Genomic DNA, 21,195 nt, shown 5'->3' on the forward strand with positions numbered 1-21,195 from the left:
ACATCGGGACCTTCGGAAAAAACGGCCACAACCACGCATGAAAAAGAAATGGAGCCCATATCGAACAGTCGAGACGTCCAACATGCTGTGGACGACGATACCCTCCCTGTTGAAACTGGAGGCCGGACTGGGTGGAACTTTGCGAACGCACAAGAAAAACGAAGAAGAGAATTCGGTACAAACTAGCAGAAAAGGCAAAGGAATTGGTCGGGTTTTTTCCTGGTTTCGGTACCCAGGACCCCGGGGTTCTCGCGTTTCAGATCCATACAGGCCGACCTCGGCTGATGCCGTGGAGTTCGAGAGCTTTTGCCGGATCGGTGTGGGCTCTGCGCCCGGACGCGAGGTTCTTCCACCCCGCGACGGCCAACGCCTGGCGGACGATGTCGGTCGCACACCCCAGCACGACCGGGGCCGCCCCGGTACGGGTGCGGCGCGCGTCCTCTTTGAAGGTCACGCCCCGCACGTAATGCACTCGGTTCTCCATCGTCCAATGCCCGCGGGCATGAGCGGCCAGCTCCGCCGGTGAGACCTGGTGGGCGTCCAGGTCGGTGACGGCGAAGACCACCTCGCGGCTGCCCTTGACGGTGCCGTGCCTGCGGCGGTGACGCTCGATGCGCACCTGGGGCTGTTGCATGAGTTGGGGCGAGAGCAAGCTGTAGCCGCCCTCCTAAAACGCGTCCTCGCCACCCGCACCGACTTCACCAGCCCAGCAAGCATCGCCTTTTCACTGAGGATGCTGCGTAGAACGGGGTTGAAGAAAGCGGCGGTACAGCTCATGGCTCACATCGCCAACCACGTTGATCTCTCGGACCCCGACTATGCCCTCGTTGTGATGAGGCAGCTGTAGGAGATGCCCCAAGCAGGAAGCGCGCTGTCGGCAAGGGCTCTGGCAACTGGCATTGTTGCCCAAGCCGACCCCAGCATCCCACTGGGAGCTGGCCCACTTTCGGAAGAGCTTCACCGGGCGGGGCAGAAGCAAGCAGCGGCGATGTGGGAGCACAGGGTCATGAACGCTGGCCAACTCCGTACGTTGCCTTCGTCCCTGCTGCCCTACGGCCGTAAGCTCGACGGCTCCCCCGCACAGCCGTGGTCCTGGGACGAACTGGATCTGTGACCCGCCTGCGGCTGTTGCTGCACTGGACGGGCACCTCATGGTCGGTGGTTCGTTACCTACGTACACGCCGGGTGGGGGCGTCCAATGTCGCCGACCAAGGGGGGCGCGCCTGGGCCAGGTTGTACCACGGGCGGACCAAAACGGTCCGAGCTGCACGTGCTGGATGAACTCGCGGTGCAGGAACGCACAGAGCCTGGCTCGATCCAGAGATCAGCAGCCCGGTGCGCGGTCCACCTCGTACCAAGGCCGCACCACTCACCGGGCCACAGTCAGCGCTCTCACCGTCAACCCATCGAATGCGACCTTTCGTGCTTCATCATCTCTTACTCCTTACCCTCGTTCGCTGACCTTGCCATGATGGCGCGCGCCCACCGACGCGACTTACCGAAACGTTCGGCAAGCCTTCTCTCCGAAAGCGGACTGCCGATACGCACGCTTTCGTGATAGACCTCCACTGCCTGTTGGTCGATGTCGCTTACCTCGCTAGCAACCTCACGGGCCGGTCGGTTATCGGAGCGAACCAGCCACATCAACATCTCGTAGCACCCGACCAGAGCCACGGCTGGCCAGGCCGCGACGATGGAACCCACCAGGCCGTTTCGCCATCCATGGGCGACATTTGCCGCCAGAGTGGCGGTTATTCCCACCCACAAAAGGAGCCCAGCCAACCAGGGAGTTTTGGTTCCAGCCCGGGCAGAGTGCAGAATCACCATGGACGCGGCGTACACCAGACCGTCGATGGTCAAGGGAATCATCATCGCCGTGATCCCACTCTCCCCGTATTCGGTCACCACCGCATAGGCATGGCGGTAGGACACGATCGCAGCGATGACCGCCACACCACAGACAACGAGTTTGGTCGTCCCTCTGATGAACCGATCGGTAGTGTGCTCTTCTGTGCTGTCGTCTGCTTTCAGGAGCCACCTCGCCTTCTTCCCTGTCAAGGGCAAGAAGCTGGGCGGGGCGGTCGTGACAGCAGAGGACACAATCAGCGCAGTAGCCGTGAAAACGGCGGATGGTTAGACCTCGAGGGTGTGACCGCGTACAGGTTCCCGCAGGCTTCTGCACGACGTCCAGACCCGACCAGCCGAGACGGGTTCCGCGGGCCACACACAAGGCTGCTGTCACGGCGGGCCTCAAACGGAATGAGTCCGCCAAGACCCAGCAGGGGTAAGAGGGTCCTGTAGCTTTTGCGTTTCCGCGCAGCACCGTGGTCTACAAGCCCCCACCAGCAGGCAAACATCCTCGGCGAGAATGACAGGGCCTACCACCGGTGCGTGCGGCGAAGACCTTCCCGGGCGGTTACGTCCACCCCATGGTCTTTTCCACCCTAGAGCGCATGGATCGCACGCCCCTGGCTTGCCTCGGTTAACCGAGGCAAGCCGACGATTCCCCCCAGAGCGTGTACAGACCGCTGTAGGTTCCCCTGCCGAGTAGAAGGCCCGACCTCGGCCTTGCTCAGCACTACGGCAACCAGACAGCTGCCCAGGCCAAAAGCGGCCACAGCACAACGCAGACCCAAGCCCACACGAACAGGACGCCACTGTGGTGGTGCATGCGCAGCGGGGCGGCCTCTGTTATCACACTGCGCAACCAAGGAGGAGAGTCTTTTTCAGGTCTGTTCGTCCCGGTAGTGAACGGTTCGAGCCCAGGCGCAAGACCCTTCATCAGGCTGACTGGAAGACTGCCGTCTCCCACCCAGGAGTGGGAGATTTTTGGGAGACGGGAACCTCCCACGCCGTCCTGGAACCGCGCTGAAGAGCGTCTGACACTACCCTCAGCCGTGTTCCCGGAAGCCGGGAGAGAGGCCGGAGCGGACCGCCCAGGTCCGCCGGGAACTGGGAAGGGTCGTGGCTGCGCTGCACACCGTCACCGGTGACGGGTTCGGCTGCCCGGGGCGGGACGGACTGCGCGCGGGCACGCGCCGGACGAGGCGGCCCGAACCAGGGCGTTCCTGGCCGGGCACCTGGAGGCCGACCTGGCCCGGCTGGCCGGGCCGCTGGACTGAACCCGGCCGACCGGACCGGCCCGACGCGCGAAAGCGGCGCCCGGCCCGGCGGACGGGTGCCGCCGCCCCGGACCGAAGGCCCGGTCCCGCGAGCGGTCAGTGGGCCCCGGGAGCCTGCGGTTCCCCGAGCCCGGCCTCGCGGCGGGCGCGGCGGCCCACCGCCTCCACCGCGCGCAGGGCGTCGCGCACGTCCCGGGCCGAGGGCGTGAACGCCAGGTTGTGGATGGTCTCCTCCGGCGCGGTCGCCGCGGCCACGACCCGGTCGAGCACCTCGTCGTCCGCGTCCCCCAGCCCCGCCTCGGTCAGGGTGGTCGGCAGGCCCACGCGGGCCGTGAACCGCGCGAAGTCGTCCACCTCCGAGGCCGGGGCGCCCTCCAGCAGCAGCTGGGTGAGCGAGCCGATGTTGACCTTCTCCCCGTGGGCGAGGTGGTGCGTCTCGTCCACCGCCGTCAGCCCGTCGTGCACCGCGTGCGCGGCGGCCAGACCGCCCGACTCGAAGCCCAGGCCGGACAGCAGCGTGGTCGCCTCCACGACGGCCTCCACGTCCGGGGTCACCAGGCCGCGGTCCACCGCCTCCAGCGCGGGCAGGGACGACTCCCACAGGATGTCCCAGGACAGGCGCGCCAGGGTCGTGCCCGCCCGGGTCGGCAGGCCCTCCACCATGTTCGTGCTGTGCGCCCGCTCCACCGCGCGCGCCTCGATCCAGGTGGCGAGGGCGTCGCCGACCCCGGCAGCCAGGAACCGGGTGGGCGCCTCGGCCACGAACTGCGTGTCGACCACCACCAGCGCCGGGTTGCGGTCGTAGAAGCGGTAGGACTCGAACGCCCCGGACTCGGTGTAGACCACCGACAGCGCCGACGTGGGCGCGTCGGTCGAGGCCACCGTGGCCGCGCTGACCCACGGGATCCCCGTGTTGTCCCCCGCGGCCTTGGCGGTGTCGATCGCGGCCCCGCCGCCCAGGCCGATGACCACGTCGTGGCCCCCGTCCCGGATCGTCCCGGAGACGCGTTCGGCCTCGGCCCTGGTCGGAACGCCGCCGAAGCCTTCGAAGACCAGGGGCAGGTCCGCCTCGCGGAAGGAGGCGGTGAGGACGTCCTCGGTCAGTCCGCGGACGACGTCGTCGACCAGGACGAGCGGGCGGGAGCCGTGGTCGGAGACGAGCGGACCCAGCCGGGCCAGGGCGCCCCGCCCCTGGACGTAGCGCCCCGGCGAGGCGAAGACGCGCGGCCGGGTTCCTCGGGTGTGCTCTGCCATGGGGTGGAACCTCCTCCTCGGTGGATTGCCCTCCCCCTCCCCGCTGGCCGCGCACCCACCTGCCCAAACGTGCTGTGGCGAGGCATGGGCCACTTTTGGGCGCGAGGAGGGCGGGGTCGCGCCCCCACGGCCGTGTCGCGGCCACCGTTCCCCCGCTCCCCGGGACAACGGAAACGGGACCGCCCCCGAGGAGGCGGTCCCGTCGTCGTGTGCGGGGAAGGGCTAGCGCGGCAGGCGCTCGGCCAGCCAGGCCTCGACCTCGGCGGAGGAGCGCGGCAGACCGGCCGACATGACCGTGCGGCCCTCCTCGGTGACCAGCACGTCGTCCTCGATGCGCACGCCGATGCCGCGCAGCTCCTCGGGGACGGTCAGGTCGTCGGGCTGGAAGTACAGGCCCGGCTCGACGGTGAGCACCATGCCCGGCTTCAGGTCCCCGTACAGGTGGACCTCCTGGCGCGAGACCGCGCAGTCGTGCACGTCCATGCCCAGCATGTGGCCGGTGCCGTGCAGGGTGTACCGGCGCTGCAGGCCCAGCTCCAGGACGCGCTCGACCGGGCCCTCCAGCAGGCCCCACTCGACGAGGCCCTCGGCGAGCACCCGCTGGGAGGCCTCGTGGAAGGCCGTGAACGGCCTGCCCGGGGCGACGGCGGCGATACCGGCCTCCTGGGCGGCGTACACCAGGTCGTAGACGCGGCGCTGCACGTCGGTGAAGGTGCCCGACACCGGCATGGTGCGGGTGACGTCGGCGGTGTACAGCGTGGTGGTCTCCACGCCCGCGTCCAGCAGCAGCAGGTCGCCCTCGCGCACCGGGCCGTCGTTGCGGGTCCAGTGCAGGGTGGTGGCGTTGGCGCCGGAGGCCGCGATGGTTCCGTAGCCGACGTCGTTGCCCTCCACCCGGGCGCGGAGGAAGAACGTGCCCTCGATGAACCGCTCGGAGGTGTCCTTGGCCTGCGGCAGCGCCTCGACGACGTCGCCGAAGCCGCGCACGGTGGCGTCCACGGCCAGTTGGAGCTGGGCGATCTCCCACTCGTCCTTGACCAGGCGGTGGTCGGCCAGCGTGACGGAGAGGTCCTCGTCGAGCTGGGCGTACTTGGCCCGGGCCTCCTCGTCGGCGTCGGAGCGCAGACCGTCGACGATCGCGTCGAGCTCGGCGTCGTGGCCGCGCACGATGCGGGTGGTCGCGCCGCCCGCGCGCAGCACGCCGGACAGCGTGGTCACGTCGGCGGTGGCCACGCCCAGCAGGTCGGCGGCCTCGGAGAGGCTGTTGCGGCGGCCGGTCCACAGCTCGCCGTAGCCGCCCAGCCAGAACTCGCCGTTGTCGCGGTTGGAGCGGGGCTTGAGGTAGAGGACCACGTCGTGCCCGCCCTCGGCGCGGGGCGTGAACACCAGGCAGCCGCCGTCGGAGGTGTCGCCGGTGAGGTAGGCGTAGTCGGTGGCCGCCCGGAACGGGTACTCGGTGTCGTTGGAGCGGGTGAGCAGCTGCCCGGCCGGGACGACCAGGCGGTCACCGGGGAAGGCCGCGCTGAGCGCGGCGCGGCGGCGGGCGGTGTGCCCGGCCTGCTCGACGGGCTCCAGGTCGCGACGCTCGGTGTCGGCCCACCCGGTGGTCATCCACGCGGCGAGCTCGTCGGAGACCGACTGCGCCTGCCCGTTCTTGCGGGGACTGAACACGGGGGCGTTCGTCTCGTCCTGGGGGCGCTGCTGCTCGCTCACGTCGTGCGTCTCCTCGCGGGTCGGGCGTCGTGGCCGCTTGTGGCGGCCCTGGCCACCCATCGTACGGGGAGGCCCCGGGGTGCGGCCGTCGCGCGGACATACCGGAAGCCATAACGCGTCCGGCCCCTCCGGCGGCGGCGCGGCGGGCCGCACCGGCCGCGACCCCGGGCGCCGCCTCAGGGGAGGCCTCTCCGGTCCCGGGACGGCCGCCTCCTCACACGAGGTCGTGGGCGAAGGGGATGGCCGTGCGGTGGGGCAGCTCGTCGATGTCGGCCGGGTCGACCGGCCGGTAGCCGATCCGCGTGTAGAAGGCGACCGCCTCGGGCTGGGCGGGACCGGTGAACAGCAGGACCCGGGTGTAGCCGAGGTCGCGGGCGGCCTCCTCCAGGGCGGTCATCACCCGGCTGGCCAGTCCGAGGCGGCGGTGGCGCCCCGAGGTCCAGACGCGTTTGAACTCGGCGGTGTCGGCCATGGCCGCCCGGTCCTTCTTGTAGGGGCGCACGGCCCCTCCGGCGACGATCTCCCCGTCCAGTTCGGCCAGTACGAGACGGCCGTGGGGAGCGGCGAACTCGGTCACCGGGTAGCGCGCGAGCTCGTCGGCCGCGCCCTCGGCGCCGTAGCGCTCGGTGTACTCCTCCAGAAGACCGTCGAGCAGCCCCCGCACGCGCGGGTCGTCGTGGCGCACGCGTAGCATGCGGACCGCGCTGGTCCGCGGGTCCGCCGCGACGCCTTCGGCACTGGTGTCTGTCACGCGTTCCTCCCCGTGGCCGGCGGGGCCTCCCCGCCGCCGTGTCGGCGTGCGGTGCCCGGTTCCGCCGGAATACTACGCGTCGGATCATCGGACCTGCGACGCGGGCCGTGCGCCCCGCCGGGTCGACGGAGCGGTCAGTCGGCGTTGGGCCCGTACCTGTTGTCGCGGTCCTCCGGGTCGTCGGGGTCGGCGGTGTTGCCCAGGGCCGCGGCCACCGGAGGCAGGACGGCCGCCACCGCGCACATGGCCACCGCCCATCCCGCGCCGAAGAGGTAGTAGACGGGCAGCGCACCGGCGAACAGGACCAGGCACGCTCCCATGACGAGGCTGTACCGGCGTACACGGCGCTTCATCGCGGCCCCCTTGGTCCATGGGAACCCCTCCACGCTACCCGGGGCGCTGTCCCGGCCCGGGCCGCCGGCCCCGCGAAGGCGCGACCGTCCGTGCCGTGGCCGGGCGCGGCCCCCTGCGCGCACGGACCGCGAGCCCGCCTTCAGGCCCCCGCGGCGGCCCGGTGGTCCGCGGACGGCGGGGAGGGCTCCCCCGCGGGCGCCGACGGTGCCCGGAAGAGGGTGCGGGCGCGCATCGACCGGAACCCGTTCTCGATCTCGTACCCGGCCTCCAGCAGCCGCTGCCTGGCCTCCTCGGCGCTGCGCACGGTGGCCTCGTCGAAGAGGAGGTTGTAGTAGCGCTCGGGCACCCGGTTGAGCAGCGCCCTCAGAGCTCGCAGCGACGCGGTGGCCGCCGCGTCCCCGCCGGGGGTCTCGGGCAGGATCCCGTAGGCGCGGCGCGCCCACGCGGGCAGGGTGGCGTAGGACAGGGCGCCGACCGGGGCCCACAGGGGCTTGAGCGGGGCCAGCCAGGACAGGCGCTCGGGCACCTTGGGCCACAGCAGGAAGCGCACCGCCTGCCGGGCCTCGGGGGTGGCGCGCAGAACGGGCCGGACCGAGGCCAGGTAGCGGCGCAGGTCGGTGACCGAACGCGGCACGTCCTCGCGCGACAGGCCCACGTAGGCGGCCGTGTGCGACTGCTCGTCGAGGTAGCGGTCCGCGTCGCGGGCGGTCAGCGCGACGCCCGCGCGCACGGCGTTCTCCAGGTAGGAGGAGACCTCGGCGCAGTGCACCCACACCAGCAGGTCGTGCTGGTCCACCCGGTGCGTGCGGCCGGTGGCCGGGTCGGTGAAGGACAGCGCGCGGTGCACCCGGCGGACGCGCTCGCCGAGCGCGTCCGCCTCGGCGGGGCTGCCATAGGTGGTGACGGCCACGAAGTGGGCGGTGCGCATCAGGCGGCCGGTGGGGTCGGAGCGAAAGTCCGAGCGCTGCCACACCCCCTGCATGGCCACGGGGTGCAGGGCCTGGAGCATGAGGGCGCGCACGCCCGCCACCCACATCGACCGGTCCAGGTGGATCTTCCAGGTGACGCTCTCGGGGGCGGCGACGGTCGGCTGCATCCGGTCTCCTACGGGCTGAGGGGGGAGTTCGCACCGTGACGGCTCTGCACCTCCACGATAGGTCCGGTGCTCCCCCGGCTCCCGGCGGGTCCACGACGCGGCCGACTCGTGACCGGGCCTTGGGCGAACCGGGAGGTGGCCCGGGGGCAGTCTGGGTAGTGGGACCGCCCGGTCCGCGGGCGGTCACCGGGAGCCGAGGAGGCGAGCCATGTCCGCCCCACCCCAGGCCCACCCGTCCTTCGACACCGACCGGTACGTCCGTGCCGTGGAGTCGGCCGACGCCGAGGCGATGGCGGCCCAGTACAGCGACGACGCCCGAATGGAGATGATCGACCGGCGGACCCCTCCCAGCGCCCCGACGGTCCTGCGCGGCAGGGAGGAGATCGGGCAGGCCCTGCGGGACGTCTGTTCGCGCGAGATGACCCATGAGGTGCTCCAGTGCGTGTCCGACGGCGAGCACGTCGCCATCACCGAGCGGTGCACCTACCCCGACGGCGGCAAGGTCATGAGCATGGCCATGCTGGACCTGCGGGACGGGCGCATCGTGCACGAGTCCGTGGTCCAGGCCTGGGACGAGGGGTCCGTGGACACCCCCCAGGGGGCCCGGTTCGACGGGGCCGAGCAGACCCAGGAGTTCGAGCGGGGGCGTATGGAGGTCGTCCGCGTCGGCGGACGGGCGGTCACGCGTCTGACGCTGATGCCCGGCTGGCGCTGGTCCGAGCACCTGCGGCCCCTCCAGGGCACGGACAGCTGCATGAGGACCCACTGCGGCTACATGGTCTCGGGCGCCCTGGCCTGCCGCATGGACGACGGAACCGAGCGCGAGTTCGGGCGGGGCGACGTCGTCTTCATCCCGCCCGGGCACGACGGCTGGGTCGTGGGCGGGGAGACCGCCGTCATGGTCGACTGGTGCGCGGCCGAGTCCTGACGAACGCCCGGCACCGTCGGTGACCGTGCCGGCCGGCGCGGTCACCGAGGGCGCCTTCCCCCGCCGTGCGGGGGACGGCCCCGGCTCAGGCGGGGCGGCCGCGCAGGTAGGCCAGGACCGCCTGGACGCGGCGGTGCACCCCGTCGTCCGGGGGCAGGTCGAGCTTGGCCAGGATGTTGCCCACGTGCTTGCCGACGGCGGCGTCGCTGACCACCAGGTGGCGGGCGATCGCCCCGTTGGAGCGGCCCTCGGCCATCAGGGCGAGGACCTCGCGCTCACGCGGGGTCAGGCGCTCCAGCGGGTCGGCGCGGCGGCGCAGCAGCTGGCGGACCACCTCGGGGTCGACGAAGGTCTCGCCGTCCACCACCCGGCGCAGCACGGAGGCGAACTCGCGGACGTCGCCCACCCTCTGCTTGAGCAGGTAGCCCACGCCCTGACCGCTGCCGGAGTCGAGCAGGTCGGTGGCGTAGCTCAGCTCCACGTACTGGCTCAGCGCGACCACCGCCAGGCCCGGGCGCTCACGGCGCAGCCGGACGGCGGCCCGCAGCCCCTCGTCGGTGAAGCCGGGCGGCATGCGGATGTCGGTGACCACGAGGCCGGGTCCGTGCTCGGCGACGGCCGACACCAGCGCCTCGGCGTCGCCGACCGAGGCCACGACGGGGAAGCCGAAGCGTTCCAGGATTCCGGACAGCCCCTCTCTGAGCAGCACGCCGTCCTCGGCCAGGACGGTGGGCACCGGGGGCGCGTCGGGGGTCACGCCAGCGGTGTCGGGGGAACGGGTCCGCACGGAAGCTCCACTCGGATTCGGGTAGGTCCGCCCTCGGGGCTGGACAGCTCCATTGTGCCGCCCATGACCGCGACGCGGTCCCTGAGCCCGGTGATCCCGGACCCGCGTGCGGGGTCGGCGCCGCCCGCGCCGTGGTCGGTGACCTCCACCAGCAGGGTGTCGGGGCGGCCCGGCGCGCCGGGGGCCGTGCTGGCGTGCACGGTGGCGGCGTCGGCCCCGGCGTGCTTGCAGACGTTGGTCAGGGCCTCGGCGACCACGAAGTAGGCCGTGCCCTCCACGTGCGCGGGCAGGCGCCCGCCGATCCGCGCGTGCACCGTCACGGGCACGGGGCAGCGGTCGGCCAGCTCCTCCAGGGCGGCGGACAGGCCCCGGTCGGTGAGGACCCGGGGGTGGATGCCGCGCACCAGTTCGCGCAGCTCGGTGATGAGCTCGTCGGCCTTGGCCTGGGCGGCGACCACGCGCTGGTCGGCCTCGCTGCCCTCCTCCAGGTCCAGGCGGGCCACGCCCAGGTCCATGGACAGGGCGACCAGGCGCTGCTGGGCGCCGTCGTGCAGGTCGCGTTCGATGCGCCTGCGCTCGTACTCGAAGGCGTTGACCAGGCGGGCCCGCGACTCGGTGACCTGGTTGAGTTCGGCGTGCAGGACCCCCTTGGGCGGGCCGACCAGCAGGGTGCGGGCCAGCAGGGAGTGCAGGCACGCCATGGCCGCCGACGTGTAGAGCAGGACGACCAGCAGCGGCGGGGCCAGGAGGGTGTAGGGCACCGCCTCGGCGCTGGAGGTGAGCGTCACGAGGCCGAGGTTGACGACGGAGCCGGGGCTGTCGTCCAGCAGGAGCGGACCGGAGGCCAGGACGATCACGAGCAGCAGCAGGAAGCCGGTGAGCATGGCGTTGACCCCCGCCAGGGGGAGCATCAGCCCCGCGTAGGCCACCTCCCGCCACGTGGCGGCCTCGGTGTAGCGGGTGCGCACCCACCCCCACAGCCCGGGGACCGGTTCGCGGTGCCCGCTCTCGCGGGGACCGCCCCCGACCAGGCCCAGGCGCCAGCGCTCCAGCGCGCCCAGGGGGATGGCGACCAGCGGGCCGAACAGGAACGTGAACGCCAGGCACAGGGCCAGCACCAGCACGATGCCGCCGTAGTCGAAGGCCTCGATCCCTCCGGTCCAGGCCATGAACAGCGCCGCCCAGGGGGCCAGGACGGGCGAGGCGACGAAGAACAGGACGGAGGCCACCAGGACGGTGCCGCCGCTGTAGGCGAGACCGCGCCAGGGCCAGGAGGTGAGCAGGAAACGCCTCGTCGTGAGCGCCTGGAACAGGGCGCGCGGCGGGTTCGGGGACTCCGCGGGAGTGGTCATGGGCCAACGTTAGGCAGGTCCGGCGCGGGCCGGAATCGGCTGAGCCACCGGGTCGGGGGTGGGGCTGGCCCTACCCTCCGGGCCCCGGATCCGGGCGTTCGCCGGCCGACCTCCGTCGCCGCCGTTGCGGGCCGGGTGCCTTCGGGGGGAGTGGCCGCGCGTGCGCCGCAGCTCAGGACGATAGGGTCGGACGACGTGAGTGCGAAACCGCTGATCCCTGATGTCCTGGCTGCCCGCTACGCGTCCGCGGAGCTGACCCGGCTGTGGTCCCCCGAGTACAAGGTGGTCGCCGAGCGGCGGCTGTGGCTGGCCGTGCTGCGCGCCCAGGCGCGTCTGGGCGTGGACGTCCCGGTCGGTGTGGTCGAGGACTACGAGAAGGTCCTGGAGCAGGTGGACCTGGCCTCCATCGCCGAACGCGAGCGGGTCACCCGCCACGACGTCAAGGCCCGCATCGAGGAGTTCAACGCCCTCGCCGGGCACGAGCACGTGCACAAGGGCATGACCTCGCGCGACCTGACCGAGAACGTCGAGCAGCTCCAGGTGCGCGACAGCCTGCTGCTGGCCCGCGACCGGGTGGTGGCGCTGCTGGCGCGGCTGGGGAGGCTGTCGGCCGAGTACGGCGAGACGGTGATGGCGGGCCGCTCCCACAACGTGGCGGCGCAGGCCACGACGCTCGGCAAGCGGTTCGCGTCGATCGCCGACGAGGTGCTGGTCGCCCACGGGCGGCTGGAGGAGCTGATCTCCCGCTACCCGCTGCGCGGGATCAAGGGCCCGGTGGGCACCGCGCAGGACATGCTCGACCTGCTGGGCGGGGACCGCGCCGCGCTCAGCGCGCTGGAGGACGAGGTGGCCTCCCACCTCGGGTTCGAGCGGCGCTTCACCAGCGTGGGCCAGGTCTACCCGCGCTCGCTGGACTTCGAGGTGCTGACCGCGCTGGTACAGCTGGCCGCCGGTCCCTCGTCGCTGGCCAAGACGATCCGCCTGATGGCCGGGCACGAGCTGGTCACCGAGGGGTTCGCCGAGGGCCAGGTGGGCTCCTCGGCCATGCCGCACAAGATGAACACGCGCTCGTGCGAGCGGGTCAACGGGCTGACCGTGATCCTGCGCGGGTACGCGTCCATGGCCGGTGAACTGGCCGGGGACCAGTGGAACGAGGGCGACGTGTCCTGCTCGGTGGTGCGCCGGGTGGCCCTGCCGGACGCGTTCTTCGCCTTCGACGGGCTGGTGGAGACGATGCTGACGGTGCTGGACGAGTTCGGGGCCTTCCCCGCGGTGGTCTCCGCCGAGCTCGACCGCTACCTGCCGTTCCTGGCCACGACCAAGATGCTCATGGCCGCGGTGCGCGCCGGGGTGGGCCGCGAGACCGCCCACGAGCTGATCAAGGAGCACGCGGTGGGCTCGGCCCTGGCCATGCGCCAGGAGGGTGCGGGCAACCGGCTGCTGGACCGTCTGGCCGAGGACGGGCGCTTCCCCCTCGGCAGGGAGGAGCTGGACGCGCTGCTGGCCGACCGGATCACCTTCACCGGCGCCGCCGCCGACCAGGTGGCCGCCGTGGTGGGACAGATCGACGCGATCGTGGCCGCGCACCCGGAGGCGGCCGCCTACTCCCCCGGTTCGATCCTGTAGGGGAATCCGGGTTCGCCTGGCGGGGCCCGGGACGGCGTCGCGGCGCCGTCCCGGGCCCCTCGCCGTGTGCGCGGCGGGCGGGCGGTGGCGTGCGTATGACCCAGTTCACCGCCGCTGGCACTCGGCCCGAAAGTTAACACCTATTACGGTTGGGCTGTCGGCACGTCCAACCCCCGATCCCCTCGGAGCACCCATGATCGACCCCGATTCCTTCGGTACCGCGCTGTGGACCGTGCTGATCGTCGCCGCGGTCGTCATCGCCTTCGGGCTGGCCGCGCTGTCGGACATGGCCATGCGCCGCCGCGAGGACCGTGCCGCGCGCGCCACCGGACGCGACAACCCCGTGGCGGCGCGTGCGGGCGAGCGGCAGCGCGTGAACGGGAGCGGGCCCGCCGGCGGCGGGGGCTCCCGGGCCTGAGACCGCGGCGCCGCCCGCGCGGGACGGCGCCCCCCGACCTGCGGCGGAGGGCCTGCGCCCGGCCGTCCGCGCGGCTCACGCCACCAGGCGGGCGAACAGCTCCGGGTCGGCGTTGCCCCCCGAGACGACCGCGACCGTCTCCTGGGGGCGGCCGGGCGCGGTGGGCACCCGGCCCGCCAGGACCGCGGCGGCGGCCAGGGCCCCGCTGGGCTCGGCGACCAGGCGCGCCCCGTGGGCGAGGGCGGCGACGGCGCGGGCGATCTCCTCCTCGGTCACGGTGACGACCTCGTCCAGGCGGGCGCGCAGGTGGGCGAAGGTCAGCTCGGACAGGCACACGCGCACCCCGTCGGCCATGGTGCGGTGGGTGCGCTCGGGCGGCCAGGTGACCAGGCTTCCGGTGCGCAGGCTCTCGGCGGCGTCGGCGGCCAGTTCGGGCTCCACCCCCACTACGCGGACCCGGCGCGGGCCCGCGGCGGCCAGCGCGGCGGTGGCCACCCCCGAGGCGAGTCCGCCTCCGCCCACGGGCACGACGACGGTCGCGACCTCGGGCGACTGCTCCAGGATCTCCAGGCCGACCGTGCCCTGGCCCGCGATGACGCGCGGGTCGTCGAAGGGCGGGACGAGGGCGAGCCCCTCCTCGTCCCGGAGCCTCCGGGCGGTAGCCTCCCGCTCCCGGGGGGCGACCATGACGATGCGGGCTCCCAGGGCGCGCATGCGGTCGACCTTCACCCCGGGCGCGCCCTCGGGGACGACGACGGTGCAGGGCACCCCGTGCCGGGCGGCGGCGTGGGCGAGCGCCTGGCCGTGGTTGCCCGAGGAGTGGGTCACCACACCGCTTCGGCGCTGGTCGGGGTCGAGCAGGGCGACGGCGTTGGTGGCGCCGCGCAGCTTGAAGGCCCCGGTGGGCTGGAGGCTCTCGGGTTTGAGCAGGAACGGCGGCCCTCCGGCGGGGCCCGCCGTCAGCGGGGTGCGCACCGCCTCCCCGCGCAGGCGTTCCCGGGCGGCGCGGACGTCCTCCACCGTGATCAGTTCCATGCGCCCTCTATGCCCGGTCCCGGTCCGGCCACGCATCCGGACGGTGCCCCGCCCAACCCGGGTGCGGCGGCCGTGCGGGGCTCCCGCGCCGCCGGGGACGCCTTCCCGGTCAGGCGGCTCGCGGAGGTCCGGCCGTCGGCCGGGAGGGGAGCGGGTCTCGCGGAAGGGACCCGCGTGCACTACCGTGGCCGGTTGACTGTCAGCACAAGTCCATATCGTCGACGTCGCAGTGCACGGGAAGCCGGTGGAAGTCCGGCGCGGTCCTCGCCACTGTGACCGGAGGGCGCCTCCCGCACGCCACTGGGCCGGACACGGCTCGGGAAGGGTGGGGGCGCGGGGCCAGAGCCCGACTCCGGGAGCCAGGAGACCGGCTGCGACCGTCCGCGTCATCAGACCACGAAGGATGGTTTGTTCGATGAAGCCCACCGGGGCACGCGCGGTCCGGTACCGCCTGCCCGCCTGCGCCGCCCTCGCCCTGCTCCTGGCCACGACCGCCTGCGGCGGGGGCTCCGCCGCCCCCTCCCCCGAGGCCGCCGGGGAGACGATCCGCAACTGCGGCGTCGACGTGTCCGCGGACAGCCCGCCGGAACGGGTGTTCGCCGCCTACCAGCCCGCCATCGAGACCGCCCACGCGCTGGGCCTCAGCGACCGTCTGGTGGGGACGGCGTTCCTGGACGCCGCCGTCCTGGAGGAGTACGCCGACGCCCAGGCCGGACAGGAGTACTACCCCAACCTGCCCAGCCGGGAGGAACTGCTCAGCCACGGGCCCGACTTCGTGCTCGCCGGGTTCAACGACGTGTTCACCGACGAGAACCTCGGTACGCGGGCCTCCCTGCGCGAGCTGGGCATCGGCAGCTGGATCCCGGCTCCGCTGTGCCCTAGCGGGGACGGCCGCACCGACGCGACCATCGACCCGGCCTCGGTGACGATGGACAACGTCTACGCCGACCTGCGGGATCTGGGCGCCCTGTTCGACGCCCGCGAGCGCGCCGAAGAGGTCATCGCGGACATGGAGGGCGCGATAGGCGGGGTCACCGAGGCCCTGGAGGGCGGCGTGCCTGAGGAGGACCGGCCCTCGGTGATGGTCGGCCGCCCCAGCGACCAGGGGTTCCGGGTGGCCGGCGGGCAGGACTTCTCCACCGAGATCATCCGGCTGGCCGGAGGCGTCAACGCCTTCGCCGACCTGGACGGCGGGCGCAACCACGACGTGGCCGTCGAGGACGTGATCGCGCGCGACCCCGACTTCATCCTGGTCGACGTGTGCTGCGACGCGGAGATGACCGCCGCCGACGCCGCCCCGGACGTGGAGCGGATCACGGCCGATCCCGTGCTGGCCAACCTGACCGCGGTCACCGAGGGGCAGGTCGAGGAGTTCACCTTCGCCGACCGTTCCGCGGGTGTGCGCAGCGCGGCCGCGGTGGAGACGGTCGCCCGGATCCTGCACCCCGACCTGTTCGGGTAGGCGGTCCGATGGCCCCCCATGTGGCCGAGAGGCCCGTGACGACCGTTCCCTCGGGAGTCCGGCGCCGGCTGCGGGCCGCGGCCGACGGTTCCGGGGTTCTCATCAGTGCCCGCGCCCGCGTCACCGGGTTGGCGGTGGCGCTGCTGGTCCTGGCCGCGACCCTGCTGGCGTCGGTCCTGGTCGGTTACGAACGGCTGTCCGTGGCCGACGTGTACCTCGCCTACGCCGGTTTCACCGGTTCGGACACCGACCTGGTCGTGCGGCACCTGCGTGTGCCGCGTACCCTGGCCGGGCTGGCGGTCGGCGCGGCCCTGGGCGTGTCCGGGGTCCTGGCGCAGGGGGTGACCCGCAACCCCCTCGGTGACCCCGGCGTCCTCGGCGTCAACGCGGGCGCCTCCCTGGCGGCGGTCCTCGCTATCAGCGTGTTCGGGGTGTCCGCGCTCCTGGGCTACGTCGGCTTCGCCTTCGCGGGCGCGGCGGTCGCCGCCTGCGTGGTCCACGCCGTGGGGTCGCTGGGTCCGGAGGGGGCCAGCCCGGTCAAGCTCACGCTCGCCGGAGCCGCGGTCTCGGCCCTGCTGGGTTCGCTGACCTCGGCGATCGTCCTGCGCGACCGCGCGAGCCTGGACGAGTACCGGTTCTGGGTGGTGGGCTCGCTGGCGGGTGCCGACGGCGCGGCGCTGCTCCAGGCGCTGCCGTTCCTGGCCGCCGGGCTGGTGACGGCGGTGGCGGTGGCCCGCTCCCTGAACGCGGTGGCGCTCGGCGACGAGCTGGCCCGCTCCCTGGGGACACGGCTGTGGCTGGTGCGCGGGACGAGCGCCCTGGCGGTGGTGCTCCTGGCGGGGACGGCGACGGCCGTGGCGGGCCCGATCGGCTTCGTCGGGGTCGCCGTGCCGCACGTGGCGCGGGTCCTGGTCGGCCCCGACCACCGATGGGTGCTGCCCTGGTCGGCGGTGCTGGCGCCCGTCCTGTTGTTGGCGGCCGACGTCGCGGGCCGGGTGGTGGCGCGTCCCGAGGAGTTGCAGGTCGGCATCCTCACCGCTCTCATCGGTGCGCCGTTCTTCGTCCTCGTGGTGCGCGGGCGAAGGGTGGCGGGACCGTGACGGCGCGCTCCGGGGTCCTGGGTCCCCGGACGGGGGTGGCCCGCCTGGGCGGACTGTCGGTGCGGGTGTACTGGCCCGCGGTACTGCTCGGCGGCCTGCTCACCGCCCTGGCCGCGGCGGCGGCCCTGGTCTCGCTGACCCTGGGGGACTTCGAGCTGGGCGTGGGCGAGGTGGTGGACGCGCTCACCGGCCGTGCCGGGGTGATGGTGACGCACGTGGTGGTGGAGATGCGGCTGCCGCGTGTGCTCACCGCGCTGGGTGTGGGCGCCGCACTGGCGCTCTCCGGGGCGCTGCTGCAACGGCTGGCGCGCAACCCGCTGGTCAGCCCGGACGTCATCGGGGTCAGCGCGGGCGCGACGACCGCGGCGGTGCTCGCCATCGTCGTCTTCGGCGGCACGGCGACGGCGATCGCGGCCAGCGCGCTGGCGGGGGCCGTGGCCACCGCGTTCCTGCTGTACCTGCTCGCCTACCGGCGGGGTGTCAGCGGGCAGCGGCTGGTCCTGGTGGGGATCGCGGTCACCGCGATGCTGGGCGCGGTGACGTCGTACCTGCTCACCCGCACGGAGCTCACCACGGCGCAGCGCGCCATGCTCTGGCTCACCGGCAGCCTGGCCAACCGGGACTGGTCTCACGTGGTGACGGTGGCGTTGGCGTTGGCCGTCCTGGCGCCGACCACGTTCCTGCTGGCCCGGCCGCTGTCCCTGCTCCAGCTCGGGGAGGACGCGGCGACCGCCCTGGGCGGCCGGGTGCGGCTCGCCCGGGGCGCCCTGCTGTTCACCTCCGCCGCGCTCGCGGCCACGGCCACCGCCGTCGCCGGTCCCGTCGCGTTCGTCGCCCTGGTGGCCCCGCAGACCGTGCGGCGGCTGCTGGGCGGACGCGCCCTCGGGCTGCTGCCCTGCGCCGCCTGCGGAGCGCTCCTGACGGCCGGTGCGGACCTGGTCGCGCGCACCGCCTTCGGGGGGAGCGAACTGCCGGTCGGGGTGGTCACCGGAGTGCTGGGCGCCCCCTTCCTGCTGTACCTGCTGGCGCGCGGCGACAGGGCGGGACGGGACCGGTGAACGCCCGGGGCGCCGCCCCGGCAGGCCGCCGGGGGCGCCTTCCCGGTCAGGCGGCTCGCGGGGCCGGGGCCCCGCGGCCCCCCATGGCGAAGTGGCGCGAACCGGGGGCGAGCGCCGCGGCCCCCGGGGCCAGGAAGCACAGGGCGGCGCACACGACCAGGACCGCCTCCGTGCCGAAGGCCTGGGTGGCCGGGGCGATCAGCGCGAGCCCGACCGGAGCCAGGCCGTAGGAGAACAGGAAGTCCAGGGAGGAGACGCGGGCGAGCTTGTCGGGCGCGACCTCGCGCTGGGCGGCGGTGAACCACGGGACGTTGAACAGTTCGATCCCGACCCCCGCCAGGGCGTAGGCGGCGAACACCGTCCACGGGCCCACGGGGAGGAGCAGGCTCAGCGGCGCGAGCCCGTACAGGGCCAGGCCCGCCAGCGCCACCCACCCCTGGGAGGAGGGGCGCCAGCGCCCGATCAGCAGCGCCCCGGCCAGTGCGCCGCCGGTGTAGGCGGTCAGCGCGCCCGCCAGCACCGCCTCGGTGCCGTAGGTGTCGCGGCTGACCACGGGGAGCAGCACGCCCGTGGCGGAGTACCCGGTGGCGATCACCGCCGTCAGGGCGCCCAGCCCCGCGAGGAACCACGTGTGGCGCCGGGCCTCGCGCAGCCCGTCGCGGAAGTCGGCGACCAGGGAGAAGCCGCGCGCGGGCACCGCTCCCGGGGCGGGCGCGCTCCGGCCCCGGGGCGGGGCCAGGGCGGCGACCGCCCAGAGCGCGGCGGTGACCAGGAGGAGGGCGTGCACGCCCAGGGCCGTGGAGAGCAGCGCCGTCGCCCCCGGGGCGACCAGGGTGGTGACCCGCACGGAGATGGTGAGCGCCGCGTTGGCGCGCTGGCGCCGCGGCTCGTCCACGACCTCGGCGGTCAGCGCCTGGAAGGCGGGTCTACAGGCTCCCTGGCCCGCGCCCACGGCCGCCGCGGACACGGCCGCGAGCGCCAGGGCGCCGGTCGCCACGCCAGCGGCGACCAGCGGAGTGGCCGCCGCCGCGAGGACCCCGGCCCACAGCACCACCGCGCGGCGGGAGAGCCGGTCGGCCAGCAGGCCGCCGAGCGGCAGGGCGAGGAGGAACCCGCCGGTACGGGTGGCCAGGAGCAGGCCGAGCCCCATGGCGGTGAGCGATCCGTCCAGCACGGCCAGGCCGAGGATGAACGGCATGGCCCACGTGGCCAGTCCCGAGGCGGTGCTCCCCGACCACAGGCGGAGGAAGGCGGGGTCCGAGAACACGTGCGCGCGCGGTGGGGCCGTGGGCACAGTGCCGGTCTGCTGGGGGTGGGCCACGTCTTTCCACGTCCTCTCCGCGGATGGTCACCGGCGGGGCGCGCTGGCGCCGCCCGGGCGCGTCCGTCGCGGGCCGTCCGCCGCGCGGCGCCCGGGTCCATGGAACACACCCCCGGGAACGCGAACTCCGACCCCACTAATGACAATGGTTATCGTTTTATCTACAATAGCGCGCGGACTCCGGTACTCAGAACATCCGGCGCTCCTCGTTGGTGTCCCGTGTTACTCCCGACCCCCTTTGGAAGGACGACCGTGGACCGCTCCCTCGTGGACCAACTGCCCCCACCGCTGCCCGCCGAACAGATCCTCGCCGTCAACCCGCCGCGAAAGGACCTGCACACCACCCGCTCCTACACCTGGAACGGCTGGGGGTTCGAGGTACCGCCCGGCGTCTTCCTCCCAGGCGGGACCAGCAGGATGATCCACCAGCGCATCCTGGACGACGACATCGACGTGCGCGGACGGCGCTACGCCGCCATGGGCGTGGGCCTGGGTGTGGAGGCCGTCGCCGCCGGAGCGCGCGGCGCCCGCCGGGTCCACGCCGCCGACGTCCACGCCCCCAGCGTCGAGGCCGCCGCCCGCAACTTCACGCGCCTGCTCGGGGACCGCACCGCCACCGAACTCGTCCCCGTGACCGGCGACATGTTCGAAGGCTTCCCGGACGGGACCGCGCTCGACGTGGTCACCTTCAACCCGCCCGCGGTCAGCCAGACGGTCAGCACCGACCCCGACGTCGTGCGCAACGTGTGCGTGGGCGCGGCGATCACGGAGAAGTTCTTCACCCAGCTGGCCGAGCGCCCTCTGCTGGCCCCCGGCGCGGAGGTCTTCCTCATCGCCTCCAACACCGCCGACCTGCGCCGCATCGTCGCCCACGCGGAGGCCACCGGCTTCCGGGCCGGGGTGCACCACCGGCACGACTGGGGCGACGGGGTCCTGACCTACCTGTTCCGCTTCCAGGAGGCCGGGAGATGACCCTCGACGACCTCCTGCGCGACGCCGTCGGCCGGGTCGGCGACACCGTGGCCACCAGCGTCTTCTGGCTCCACCACGGCACCCGCCTGGCCGGGGGCGACACCACCTACCTCAACCACTACGTCGCCGTGCGCGTCGGCGGCGCCTTCGGGGCCTGCGCCTTCGAGGACGGGCAGATCGCGCCGGAGCTGTGCCGCGAGGCCTCGGGCGCCCCGCTGGCCGAACTGCTCGCCCAGGGGCCCCTCCCCCTGCGGGTGGCCGCCCTGGACGCCCACCTCGCCCACACCTCGCCGCACCGCGAGGACCCCCGGGCCGAACCGGTCACCCTGCCCGCCGGAACGCCCGAACAGCGCGCGCAAGCCAGGGACGCCGCCGTCGCCGGTCTCGTCCCCATCACCGAGGGCGCGCGGATCGCGCTGATCGGCGTCGTCAACCCCCTCGTGGCCGCCATCCGCGAACGCGGCGGCGAGTGCCTGCCCTGCGACCTCAACCTGCGCACCACCCGCTGGGGCGACCCCGTCTCGGAATCCATGGAGGAGGTGGTCGACGCGGCCGACGCCGTCGTGGCCACCGGCATGACCCTCGGCAACGGCACCTTCGACCCGCTCCTGGCACGGTGCCGCGGGCGCGGCGTCCCCCTGTACGTCTACGCCCAGAGCGCGAGCGCGGTGGCGCGCGCCTTCCTCGGCCGCGGAGTCGACGGAGTCTCCGCCGAGCCCTTCCCCTTCTCCCAGTTCAGCGCCGACCCCACGCGGCTCTACCGCTACCGGGCGACCCCGGCGGCCTGAACACCCACGCCCTCCTCCCGGGCGGGCGCGTGCACCTTCGCGTTCCGGCGCACGCGCC

Annotated in this window: 19 protein-coding genes and 1 riboswitch; of the genes, 8 read left to right on the forward strand and 11 right to left on the reverse strand. The window is 73.3% G+C overall.

Annotated elements, in window-relative coordinates; all coding sequences use genetic code 11:
- Positions 1 to 256: 256 nt before the first annotated feature.
- From G011_RS33045 to G011_RS0124105, 7 genes are all read right to left on the reverse strand, one after another.
- Entirely contained in the window at positions 257 to 634 is a 378-nt protein-coding gene (locus G011_RS33045) for a hypothetical protein (RefSeq protein ID WP_155979830.1), read from the reverse strand.
- A gap of 803 nt (positions 635 to 1,437) precedes the next feature.
- Positions 1,438 to 2,058: a DUF2637 domain-containing protein gene (locus G011_RS0124080; protein WP_231391575.1), complete on the reverse strand. Its 621-nt coding sequence runs from the start codon at positions 2,056 to 2,058 to the stop codon at positions 1,438 to 1,440.
- A gap of 1,160 nt (positions 2,059 to 3,218) precedes the next feature.
- Positions 3,219 to 4,376: a glycerol dehydrogenase gene (locus tag G011_RS0124085; RefSeq protein WP_019610705.1), complete on the reverse strand. Its 1,158-nt coding sequence runs from the start codon at positions 4,374 to 4,376 to the stop codon at positions 3,219 to 3,221.
- Positions 4,377 to 4,598: 222 nt separating this feature from the next.
- Positions 4,599 to 6,089 carry an aminopeptidase P family protein gene (locus G011_RS0124090; RefSeq protein ID WP_019610706.1) on the reverse strand — a complete coding sequence of 497 codons (1,491 nt, stop codon included), beginning with the start codon at positions 6,087 to 6,089 and terminating at the stop codon, positions 4,599 to 4,601.
- Between the two features lie 214 nt (positions 6,090 to 6,303).
- A complete protein-coding gene (locus G011_RS0124095) occupies positions 6,304 to 6,840 on the reverse strand; it encodes a GNAT family N-acetyltransferase (protein ID WP_019610707.1) in 537 nt (178 codons plus the stop codon).
- Positions 6,841 to 6,974: 134 nt separating this feature from the next.
- Positions 6,975 to 7,193, reverse strand: coding sequence for a DUF3099 domain-containing protein (locus G011_RS0124100; protein WP_019610708.1), 219 nt, complete (start codon positions 7,191 to 7,193; stop codon positions 6,975 to 6,977).
- 140 nt (positions 7,194 to 7,333) lie between these two features.
- A complete protein-coding gene (locus G011_RS0124105; RefSeq protein WP_019610709.1) occupies positions 7,334 to 8,290 on the reverse strand; it encodes an oxygenase MpaB family protein in 957 nt (318 codons plus the stop codon).
- Positions 8,291 to 8,498: 208 nt separating this feature from the next.
- Here G011_RS0124105 and G011_RS0124110 point away from each other — a divergent pair, with 208 nt between their 5' ends.
- Positions 8,499 to 9,218, forward strand: coding sequence for a nuclear transport factor 2 family protein (locus G011_RS0124110; RefSeq protein WP_019610710.1), 720 nt, complete (start codon positions 8,499 to 8,501; stop codon positions 9,216 to 9,218).
- 85 nt (positions 9,219 to 9,303) lie between these two features.
- Here the strand turns inward: G011_RS0124110 and G011_RS0124115 are convergent, their stop codons facing one another.
- Together G011_RS0124115 and G011_RS0124120 are read right to left on the reverse strand one after the other, a co-directional pair.
- Positions 9,304 to 10,005, reverse strand: coding sequence for a response regulator transcription factor (locus G011_RS0124115; protein WP_019610711.1), 702 nt, complete (start codon positions 10,003 to 10,005; stop codon positions 9,304 to 9,306).
- Complete coding sequence (locus G011_RS0124120) at positions 9,972 to 11,357, reverse strand: sensor histidine kinase (protein WP_019610712.1); 1,386 nt, start codon at positions 11,355 to 11,357, stop codon at positions 9,972 to 9,974. The genes G011_RS0124115 and G011_RS0124120 overlap by 34 nt, the downstream gene beginning before the upstream one ends.
- A 195-nt stretch (positions 11,358 to 11,552) precedes the next feature.
- On the opposite strand from G011_RS0124120, the gene purB reads away from it, so the two are divergent.
- Complete coding sequence (purB, locus tag G011_RS0124125) at positions 11,553 to 12,983, forward strand: adenylosuccinate lyase (RefSeq protein ID WP_019610713.1); 1,431 nt, start codon at positions 11,553 to 11,555, stop codon at positions 12,981 to 12,983.
- A gap of 193 nt (positions 12,984 to 13,176) precedes the next feature.
- Positions 13,177 to 13,401 (forward strand): hypothetical protein, encoded by a 225-nt coding sequence (locus G011_RS0124130; RefSeq protein ID WP_019610714.1) that lies wholly within the window; start codon positions 13,177 to 13,179, stop codon positions 13,399 to 13,401.
- A 75-nt stretch (positions 13,402 to 13,476) separates the two neighbouring features.
- On the opposite strand, the gene G011_RS0124135 is transcribed toward G011_RS0124130, so the two are convergent.
- Positions 13,477 to 14,436, reverse strand: a complete 960-nt coding sequence (locus G011_RS0124135; RefSeq protein WP_019610715.1) for a threonine/serine dehydratase — start codon at positions 14,434 to 14,436, stop codon at positions 13,477 to 13,479.
- A gap of 210 nt (positions 14,437 to 14,646) precedes the next feature.
- A riboswitch (cobalamin riboswitch) is annotated at positions 14,647 to 14,827 on the forward strand.
- A gap of 24 nt (positions 14,828 to 14,851) precedes the next feature.
- Between G011_RS0124135 and G011_RS0124140 the strand changes: the two genes are divergently transcribed.
- Genes G011_RS0124140 through G011_RS0124150 form a run of 3 tightly spaced genes read left to right on the forward strand, consistent with a single transcriptional unit; the run spans position 14,852 to position 18,056 of the window.
- Positions 14,852 to 15,898: an ABC transporter substrate-binding protein gene (locus G011_RS0124140; RefSeq protein ID WP_019610716.1), complete on the forward strand. Its 1,047-nt coding sequence runs from the start codon at positions 14,852 to 14,854 to the stop codon at positions 15,896 to 15,898.
- 8 nt (positions 15,899 to 15,906) lie between these two features.
- Positions 15,907 to 16,998 carry an iron ABC transporter permease gene (locus tag G011_RS0124145; RefSeq protein ID WP_026338611.1) on the forward strand — a complete coding sequence of 364 codons (1,092 nt, stop codon included), beginning with the start codon at positions 15,907 to 15,909 and terminating at the stop codon, positions 16,996 to 16,998.
- Positions 16,995 to 18,056, forward strand: coding sequence for an iron chelate uptake ABC transporter family permease subunit (locus tag G011_RS0124150; RefSeq protein WP_019610718.1), 1,062 nt, complete (start codon positions 16,995 to 16,997; stop codon positions 18,054 to 18,056). The genes G011_RS0124145 and G011_RS0124150 overlap by 4 nt, the downstream gene beginning before the upstream one ends.
- A 46-nt stretch (positions 18,057 to 18,102) precedes the next feature.
- Here the strand turns inward: G011_RS0124150 and G011_RS0124155 are convergent, their stop codons facing one another.
- A complete protein-coding gene (locus G011_RS0124155) occupies positions 18,103 to 19,377 on the reverse strand; it encodes an MFS transporter (RefSeq protein ID WP_019610719.1) in 1,275 nt (424 codons plus the stop codon).
- A gap of 252 nt (positions 19,378 to 19,629) precedes the next feature.
- Here G011_RS0124155 and G011_RS0124160 point away from each other — a divergent pair, with 252 nt between their 5' ends.
- Together G011_RS0124160 and G011_RS0124165 are read left to right on the forward strand one after the other, a co-directional pair.
- Positions 19,630 to 20,349: a methyltransferase gene (locus tag G011_RS0124160; RefSeq protein WP_019610720.1), complete on the forward strand. Its 720-nt coding sequence runs from the start codon at positions 19,630 to 19,632 to the stop codon at positions 20,347 to 20,349.
- A complete protein-coding gene (locus tag G011_RS0124165) occupies positions 20,346 to 21,137 on the forward strand; it encodes a Rossmann-like domain-containing protein (RefSeq protein ID WP_019610721.1) in 792 nt (263 codons plus the stop codon). The genes G011_RS0124160 and G011_RS0124165 overlap by 4 nt, the downstream gene beginning before the upstream one ends.
- The last annotated feature ends 58 nt before the right edge of the window (positions 21,138 to 21,195 follow it).

Source organism: Nocardiopsis sp. CNS-639, from assembly GCF_000381685.1.
Classification (GTDB): Bacteria; Actinomycetota; Actinomycetes; order Streptosporangiales; family Streptosporangiaceae; genus Nocardiopsis; species Nocardiopsis dassonvillei.